Raw genomic sequence first — 6,270 nt, 5'->3', positions numbered from 1 at the left:
GCTCCTTGTCCTCCTGCAGGTCCCGGTTGTAGGCCAGCGGTTGGGCTTTCAGGGTGGCCAGCAACCCGGCCAGGTTCCCGATCAGCCGGCCGGACTTGCCGCGAGCCAGCTCGGCGATGTCCGGGTTCTTCTTCTGCGGCATGATCGAACTGCCGGTCGACCATGCGTCGTGCAGGGCGATGTAGCCGAATTCCGTTGAGCTCCAGATGATGATGTCCTCGGCGAGCCGGGACAGGTCGACACCGATCATCGCGAAGACGAACGCCGCTTCGGCGGCGAAGTCCCGTGCCGCGGTCGCGTCGATGGAATTGTCCGCTGCCGCAGCGAACCCCAGCTCGGCGGCGATCGCCTCCGGATCCAGGCCGAGCGACGACCCGGCCAGCGCCCCGGAGCCGTACGGCGAGACCGCCGCCCGGGCGTCGAAGTCGACGATCCGGTCCACGTCCCGCAGCAGCGGATGCGCGTGCGCCAGTAGGTGATGCGCCAGCAACACCGGCTGGGCGGACTGCAGGTGCGTCTTGCCCGGCATCACCGCGCCCGGGTGGGCGGTGGCCTGCGCGGTCAGCGCATCGACCACGTCGAGCACGCCGGTGGCCACCCGACGCGTCGCGTCCCGCAACCACATCCGAAACAGCGTGGCCACCTGGTCGTTTCGCGACCGGCCGGCCCGCAGCCGGCCGCCCAGGTCGGCACCGACCCGGTCGATCAGGCCGCGCTCCAGAGCACCGTGCACGTCCTCGTCGGTGGCCAGCGGGCGAAAGCTGCCGTCGGCGACGTCGGCGCCGAGCCGGTCCAGCCCGGACAGCAGCCCGTCACGCTGCTCGGCGGTGAGCAGGCCGGCACCGAACAACACCCGGGCGTGGGCTTTGGACGCGGTGATGTCATAGCGGGCCAGCGCCCAGTCGAAGTGGGTGGACTTGCTCAGCGCGGCCAGCGCGGCGGCCGGCCCGTCGGCGAACCGCCCGCCCCACAGCGAGCCCTCGTTGGTGCTCATGCGGTTGCCCTCCTCCGGCGAGCAGACGCTAATACCCCCCAAACCCCGCGCAACTGGGGGCTTTTGCGTCTGCTCGCGCTGGAAAACGTCACCGCGCGTCCCGGCGGGCGGCGATCTTCGAGCTCAATCCGTGCAGCTCGACGAAGCCGCGGGCAGCGGTCTGGTCGAAGCTGTCCCCTTCGTCGTAGGTGGCCAGGTTGAAGTCGTACAGCGACTCGTCGCTGCGCCGGCCGTTCACCGCGATGTGGCCGCCGTGCAGCACCATCCGCACCTCCCCGGTGACGTGCTGCTGGGTGTGCGCGACGAACGCGTCCAGCGCCGTCTTCAGCGGCGAGTACCACAGGCCGTCGTAGACCAGCTCGGCCCACTTCTGGTCGGTGTGCCGCTTGTACCGGCCCAGCTCGCGTTCCAGCACCACGTGTTCGAGTTCGGTGTGCGCGGTGATCAGCGCCATCGCGCCGGGCGCCTCGTAGATCTCCCGGCTCTTGATCCCGACCAGCCGGTCCTCCACCACGTCGAGCCGGCCCACCCCCTGAGCGCCGGCGCGGCGGTTGAGCTCCTCGACGGCGCCCAACACGCTGACCGCGCGGCCGTCGATCGAGACCGGCACCCCGCGCTCGAAGCCGACGATCACCTCGTCGGGGGTGGTGAAGTGGAGGGTCGGATCCTCGGTGTAGGAGTAGACGTCCTTGGTCGGCGCGTTCCACAGGTGTTCCAGGTAGCCGGTCTCCACCGCGCGGCCCCACACGTTCTGGTCGATCGAGAACGGCGACCGCTTGGTGACGTTGATCGGGATGGCGTTCTCCTCGGCGAAGGCGATGGCCTTCTCCCGGGTCCAGGCGTAGTCGCGGACCGGCGCCAACACCTTCAGATCCGGTGCCAGCGTGGCGAACCCGACCTCGAACCGGACCTGGTCGTTGCCTTTGCCGGTGCAGCCGTGCGCGACGGTGCCGCCGCCGTGCTGCCGGGCCGCGGCCCCCCGGTGCTGGGCGATCAGCGGCCGGCTGATCGCCGAGACCAGCGGGTAGCGGTCCATGTAGAGCGCGTTGGACTGGATGGTGGGCAGGCAGTAACCGTCGGCGAACTCGTCGCGCGCGTCGACGACGACCGCCTCGACCGCCCCGCAGTCCAGGGCGCGCCGGCGCACCACCTCCATGTCCTCGCCGCCCTGGCCGAGGTCGATCGCGACGGCGACCACCTCGCACCCGGTCTCCTTGCCGATCCAGCTGATCGCCACCGAGGTGTCCAGCCCCCCGGAGTAGGCCAGGATGACGCGCTCGGACATGAATGGATCTCCTTAGTTCTCGGTTAGGTCGTCACTTCAGGTCGACGAGGGCCGCGGCCAGCTCGGCGCCGGTCATCGGCTCGCGGGCCGCCACGAAGATAGTGTCATCCCCGGCGATGGTGCCGACCACGTACGGTAGCGCCGCCCGGTCGATCGCGCTGGCCAGGTAGTCGGCGGCGCCCGGCGGGGTGCGCAGCACGGCGAGATTGCCGGTGGCGTCGGTGGAGGCCAGCAGCTCGCCCAGCAGCCGGGAGAGCCGGCTGGTGCCGGCCGGCGCCCCGCGCACCGGGCTGCCGTCCTCCGGGACCACGTACACGCCCGCGCCGCCGTTGGCGCCGCGCAGCTTCACCGCACCGAGCTCCTCCAGGTCCCGGGACAAGGTGGCCTGGGTGACCTCGATGCCGTCGGCGGCCAGCAGCGCCACCAGCTCGGTCTGACTGTGCACCGGCGCCGACGACAGCAGCTCGACGATCCGGGCCTGCCGACCGACCCGGGTGACGCCGCCCTCGGCCGGCGCCTTGGGCATGCCGGCGCTCATCGGCGCCGCTCCAGCAACCAGACCAGCAGCGCCTTCTGCGCGTGCAGCCGGTTCTCCGCCTCGTCCCAGACCGCGCTGTGCGGCCCGTCGATCACCGCGTCGGTGATCTCGTCGGCGCGGTGCGCCGGCAGGCAGTGCAGCACGATGGCCTCCGGGTCGGCGCGGCCGACCAGGTCGTCGTTGACCTGGAACGGCCGGAACGGCGCCACCCGGTCCAGCCCGTCGTCTTCCTGGCCCATCGACGTCCAGGTGTCGGTGACCAGCACGTCGGCGCCGCGCGCCGCCGTGGCCGGGTCGGCGGTGAGCGTCACCGACCCGCCGGTGGCCGCGGCCCGGTGCCGCGCGGCGTGCACCACCGCCGGGTCGGGGGCGAAACCGGCGGGCGCGCAGACGGTGACGTGCAGGCCGGCGGTGACGCCGCCGAGCAGTAGCGAGTGGGCCATGTTGTTGGCGCCGTCACCGAAGTAGGACAGCCGCAGACCGGGAAGTGACCCGCGGCGTTCGGCGATCGTCTGCAGATCGGCCAGCACCTGGCAGGGGTGGAATTCGTCGGAGAGCGCGTTGACCACCGGCACCGTCGCGGTCTCGGCCATCGCGGTCAGCCGGTCCTGACCGAAGGTCCGCCAGACGATGGCATCAACGTAGCGGGAGAGCACCCGGCCGGTGTCCTGCAGCGTCTCGTCGCGGCCCAGCTGGGTGGAGCGGCCGTCCACGACGACGGCGTGCCCGCCGAGTTGGGCGATGCCGATCTCGAAGGAGAACCGGGTCCGGGTGGAGTTCTTGTCGAAGATCACCGCCACGCCGCGCGGCCCGTCCAGCGGCCGCCGGCTCACCGGGCTCTGCTTGAGGTCGGCCGCCAGCGCCAGCACCTCGGCCTGCTCGGTCGGGGAGAGGTCGTCGTCGCGCAGGAAATGCCGGGTCACGATGCGGGTTCCTCACTGGCGTCCAGGATGGCGGGCAGGGCGGTGACGAAGGACTCCAGCTGCGCCTCGCCGATGATCAGCGGTGGCGCCAGCCGGACCACGTCCGGTGCGGCGGCGTTGACCAGGAATCCGGCGTCGCGGGCCGCGGTCTCGACGTTCTTGGCCCGCGGCGCGGTCAGCACCACGCCGCAGAGCAGCCCGCGCCCGCGAACATGGTCGATGAGCGGATGGCCCAGCGCTTCGATGCCGTGGCTCAACGACTTTCCCAGCGTCCCGGCACGGCGCACCAGGTCGTCGGCGGCCAGCACCCGCAGCACCGCCGACGCGGCGGCGGTGCAGACCGGGTTGCCGCCGAACGTGCTGCCGTGCATCCCGGGGGCGAACAGCTCGGCGGCCGGGCCGACCGCCAGGCAGGCGCCGATCGGCAGCCCGCCGGCCAGCCCCTTGGCCAGCGTCACCACGTCGGGGGTGATGCCGTCGTGTTGGTGGGCGAAGAACGTGCCGGTGCGGCCCACCCCGGTCTGCACCTCGTCGAGCACCAGCAGCGCACCGTGCCGGGCGGTGATCTCCCGGGCGGCGAGCAGGTAGCCGTCCGGCGGAACGACCACCCCGCTCTCGCCCATGATCGGCTCCAGCACCACCGCGGCGGTGTCGTCGCCGACCGCCGCGGCCAGCGCGTCGACGTCGCCGAACGGCACGTGGCTGACCTCGCCGGGCAGCGGGGCGAACGGGTCCTGCTTGCCGGGCTGGCCGGTCAGCGCCAGCGATCCCATCGTCCGGCCGTGGAACGCCCCCTGCGCGGCAACGAGTTTGCTGCGCCCGGTGAGCCTCGACAGCTTGAACGCGACCTCGACGGCCTCGGTGCCGGAGTTGCAGAAGAACACCCGAGCCGGCTGGCCGGCGCCGAGCAGGGCGACCAGCTCCTCGGCCAGCGCGATGCCCGGCTCGGTGGCGTACAGGTTCGAGGTGTGCCCCAGGGTGGACAGCTGTGCGGTGACCGCCTCGATGAGCGCGGGGTGGCGGTGGCCGAGGATGTTGACCGCCAGCCCGCCGAGCAGATCCAGGTAGCACCGGCCGTCGGCGTCGGTGACCACCGCGCCGTCACCGCTAGCCAGCGCCACCGGCGGGGTGCCGTAGTTGTGCATCATCACCGTCGACCACCGGTGCTGTATGGCTTCAGTGCGTGGCGATCGCAAGCTCGGCGAGGCCGAGCGCAGCGGGTCGCCACCAGGTGATTCGGTCATGGATTCACCACCTTGGTCCCGGTGCCGGCGTCGGTGAACAACTCGACCAGCACGCAGTGCTCCACCCGGCCGTCGATGACGTGCGCGCTGGGCACGCCGCCGCCCACGGCGCGCAGGCAGGCCTCCACCTTGGGGATCATCCCGGCCTGCAGGGTCGGCAGCAGCTGCGCCAGCGTCGCGGTGTCGATCTCGCTGACCAGCGAGTCCCGCTCCGGCCAGCGGGTGTGGAGGCCTGCCACGTCGGTGAGCATCAACAGCTTCTCCGCGCCCAGCGCCTCGGCCAGCGCCGCCGCGGCGGTGTCGGCGTTGATGTTGTGCACCACCCCGTCGGCGTAGGGGGCCAGCGTCGAGACGACCGGGATCCGGTGTGCGGCAATCAGGTCGCGCACCGCTTCGGTGTTGACCGTCTCGACGTCGCCGACCAGGCCGATGTCGGTGGCCACCCCGTCGACGGTGACGCTGCGGCGCACCGCGGTGAACAGCGCCGCGTCCTCGCCGGTGATGCCGACCGCGTACGGTCCGTGCGCGTTGATCAGGTTGACCAGCTCCCGGCCGACCTGGCCGAACAGCACCATCCGCGCCACGTCGAGGACTTCCGGTGTGGTGACCCGGAATCCGCCCTTGAAGTCGCCTTCGATGCCCAGCCGGGTGAGCATGGCACTGATCTGCGGTCCGCCGCCGTGCACCACCACCGGGTGGATGCCGCAGTTGCGGAGGAACGCCATGTCGGCGGCGAACGCGTTCTTGAGGGTGTCGTCGGTCATCGCGTTGCCGCCGTATTTGACGACGACGATCCGCCCGTGCAGCTGCTTGAGCCAGGGCAGCGCTTCGGCGAGCACCTGGGCCTTGGTCGCGGTGTCGGTCATGAGCTTTGCCACCGCCGACGATGCGGAGCGAAGATCATGAGCTGTAAGCCGAGTTCTCTTCGACGTAGGCGTGCGACAGGTCGGTGGTGCGGATCGCGGCGCTCCCGGTGCCCAGCTCGAGGTCGACGACGACGTCGACGTCCGGGCCGGAGAGGTCCACCTGGCGGGCGCCAGGGACCGGCATGCCGCCGCTGAAGACCGGCGAGCCGTTGAACGACACGGTGATCCGGTCCGGGTCGAGCCGGAACGGCGCCATCCCGACCGCGGCCAGCACCCGGCCCCAGTTGGGGTCGGACCCGAACAGTGCGGTCTTGACCAGGCTGTCGCGGGCGATCAGCCGGGCGGCGACCAGCGCCTCGTCGTCGCCGGCCGCACCGGCGACGGTGATCGTGATCCGCTTGCTCACCCCCTCGGCGTCGG

At 71.7% G+C, this 6,270-nt stretch carries 7 protein-coding genes; all 7 read right to left on the bottom strand.

Annotated elements, in window-relative coordinates; genetic code table 11:
* A partial coding sequence (gene argH / locus AC2VNT_RS10345; RefSeq protein ID WP_486946767.1) for an argininosuccinate lyase occupies positions 1–994 on the bottom strand: 994 nt, incomplete at its 3' end.
* A gap of 88 nt (positions 995–1,082) precedes the next feature.
* Positions 1,083–2,279: an argininosuccinate synthase gene (locus tag AC2VNT_RS10340; RefSeq protein WP_486946766.1), complete on the bottom strand. Its 1,197-nt coding sequence runs from the start codon at positions 2,277–2,279 to the stop codon at positions 1,083–1,085.
* A 31-nt stretch (positions 2,280–2,310) separates the two neighbouring features.
* On the bottom strand, positions 2,311–2,817 hold the full coding sequence (locus AC2VNT_RS10335; RefSeq protein WP_486946765.1) for an arginine repressor: 507 nt from the start codon (positions 2,815–2,817) through the stop codon (positions 2,311–2,313).
* Complete coding sequence (argF, locus tag AC2VNT_RS10330; protein ID WP_486946764.1) at positions 2,814–3,740, bottom strand: ornithine carbamoyltransferase; 927 nt, start codon at positions 3,738–3,740, stop codon at positions 2,814–2,816. Before argF ends, AC2VNT_RS10335 begins: the two co-directional genes overlap by 4 nt.
* Positions 3,737–4,984: an acetylornithine transaminase gene (locus AC2VNT_RS10325; RefSeq protein WP_486946763.1), complete on the bottom strand. Its 1,248-nt coding sequence runs from the start codon at positions 4,982–4,984 to the stop codon at positions 3,737–3,739. Before AC2VNT_RS10325 ends, argF begins: the two co-directional genes overlap by 4 nt.
* On the bottom strand, positions 4,981–5,850 hold the full coding sequence (gene argB / locus AC2VNT_RS10320; protein ID WP_486946762.1) for an acetylglutamate kinase: 870 nt from the start codon (positions 5,848–5,850) through the stop codon (positions 4,981–4,983). The genes AC2VNT_RS10325 and argB overlap by 4 nt, the downstream gene beginning before the upstream one ends.
* Before the next feature lie 34 nt (positions 5,851–5,884).
* On the bottom strand, positions 5,885–6,270 hold a 386-nt coding region (locus AC2VNT_RS10315), incomplete at its 5' end, for a bifunctional ornithine acetyltransferase/N-acetylglutamate synthase (protein ID WP_486946761.1).

The organism is Mycobacterium sp. TH-M15, assembly GCF_057473705.1.
This window is presented reverse-complemented; position numbering and strand designations above follow the sequence as displayed.

Bases quoted from the DNA above. Each gene is read 5' to 3' on its own strand.
- AC2VNT_RS10325 (WP_486946763.1), bottom strand. From the start codon at position 4,984: ATGACCGAATCACCTGGTGGCGACCCGCTGCGCTCGGCCTCGCCGAGC.
- AC2VNT_RS10340 (WP_486946766.1), bottom strand. From the start codon at position 2,279: ATGTCCGAGCGCGTCATCCTGGCCTACTCCGGGGGGCTGGACACCTCG.
- AC2VNT_RS10335 (WP_486946765.1), bottom strand. From the start codon at position 2,817: ATGAGCGCCGGCATGCCCAAGGCGCCGGCCGAGGGCGGCGTCACCCGG.
- argB (WP_486946762.1), bottom strand. From the start codon at position 5,850: ATGACCGACACCGCGACCAAGGCCCAGGTGCTCGCCGAAGCGCTGCCC.